The following is a 1,748-nucleotide window of genomic DNA, read 5'->3' as shown; positions in this document are numbered from 1 at the left end:
CCGCGACGCTGTTGAGGATGGCGAACAGCGCGATGAAGCCGGCCACATGCACCAGCACCGGCGCGTTGGTGAGCGGCTTGAACAGCGCACGTTCGATGATGATGCCGCCGGCGAACGAAATGGCCAGCGTCAGCAGGAAGGCGGGCCAGAAGCCGAGGCCCCACTGCATCAATTGCCAGGCGATGAAGGTCGAGAACATCGCCATTTCGCCCTGGGCGAAGTTCAGGTGGTCGATGGCCTGATAGATCATGACCACGGCCAGCGCCATGCAGGCATAGATCGCGCCTGTGGCAATGCCAGCCAGGACTTGGTTGGTAAAGAGTTCCATGGCTGCCTCTCAATAACCCAAATAGGATTTGCGAATGTCTTCGTTGTCCGCGATTTCCTTCGCGGTCCCCGACATCACGATGCGGCCGGTTTCGATCACGTAGGCCGTTTCGGCGAGTTCGAGCGCAAGCTGTGCGTTCTGCTCGACCACCAGGATCGTCACCCTGTCCTCGCGGTTGATCTTGGCGAGAATTCCGAACAGGTCGCGCACGATCAGCGGCGCGAGGCCGAACGACGGCTCGTCCAGCAGCATCAGCCGCGGACGCAGCATCAGCGCGCGGGCGACCGCGAGCATCTGCTGTTCGCCGCCGGACAGCGTTCCGGCCTGCTGGGTGTGGCGCTGCTTGAGCACCGGGAAGTGCGCGTACATGCGCTCGATGTCGTCCGGGATGTTCTTGACGTCCTTGCGCGAGATCGCGCCGAGCTGCAGGTTTTCCTCCACCGTCATGTTGGTGAAGGTGCCGCGGCCCTGAGGAACGTGGGCGATGCCGAGACGGACGACGTTTTCGGTCGACATGCCGGTGAGCGGCTTGCCCTCGAATTCGATATTGCCCGTGGAGCGGATCATGTTGCAGATCGCGCGCAACGTCGTGGTCTTGCCGGCGCCGTTGGCACCGAGAAGCGTGGTTACGCTGCCTTCGTTGAGCGAGAACTCGAGCCCGTGCAGCGCCTGCACCTGGCCGTAATAGGCGCGCAAGTCCTTGATGGTCAGCATCGTACTCATTGGTCCTTGCTCCCCAGATAGGCCTTGATGACATCGGGGTCGGACTGCACCTGAGACGGGGTGCCTTCTGCGAGTTTCTTGCCGAAATTCAGCGCGACCACGTGATCGGCGATTTTCATCACCAGTCCCATGTGATGTTCGACGAGAAGAACCGTGATGTGACGCTGATCGCGGATGCGGCAGATCAGATCGCCCAGCACATAGACTTCCTCGTGATTGAGGCCGCCGGCGGGCTCGTCGAGCAACAGGATCTTCGGCTCGGCGGCAAGCGCCCGGCCGAGTTCGACGCGCTTCTGGGTGCCGAACGGCAGGCCCGCGACTTCGCGGTCCGCGACGTCGTGCAGCTCGAGGTAGCTGAGGATCTCATCCACCTTCTCGTTGAGCCGGCGCTCTTCGGTGCGCACCCATGGCAGTTTCAGCGCATCGCTGACCACGTCGCTTTTGGTGCGGCAGTGGCCGCCGATGCGGATGTTGTCGCGCACGGTGAGACGGGGAAACAGCGCAACGTTCTGGAACGTGCGGCCGATGCCGATCTCGGCGATCTTCTGCGGCTGGCGCGTGAGAATGCTCTCGCCCTCCATCAGGATCTCGCCCTTGCTCGGCTGATACAGCCGGCTGAGACAGTTGAAGAGCGTCGTCTTGCCGGCGCCGTTCGGACCGATCAGGCCCAGAATCTGGCCCTTCTTCATGTCGAACG

General features: G+C 62.4%; 2 protein-coding genes and 1 pseudogene. All 3 read right to left on the bottom strand.

The window, feature by feature from the left end:
* A pseudogene (locus tag ACEK02_RS11385) lies at window positions 1-328 on the bottom strand (branched-chain amino acid ABC transporter permease); the annotation flags it as partial.
* A 9-nt stretch (window positions 329-337) separates the two neighbouring features.
* On the bottom strand, window positions 338-1,051 hold the full coding sequence (locus ACEK02_RS11380; protein ID WP_211374457.1) for an ABC transporter ATP-binding protein: 714 nt from the start codon (window positions 1,049-1,051) through the stop codon (window positions 338-340).
* On the bottom strand, window positions 1,048-1,748 hold a 701-nt coding region (locus tag ACEK02_RS11375; protein WP_371421816.1), incomplete at its 5' end, for an ABC transporter ATP-binding protein. The genes ACEK02_RS11375 and ACEK02_RS11380, both read right to left, overlap by 4 nt.

Origin of the sequence: Tardiphaga sp. (genome assembly GCF_041424195.1) — a bacterium.
Classification (GTDB): domain Bacteria; phylum Pseudomonadota; class Alphaproteobacteria; order Rhizobiales; family Xanthobacteraceae; genus Tardiphaga.
Note: the sequence above shows the minus strand (reverse complement) of the source record. Positions and strands in the feature narration are given on the sequence as shown.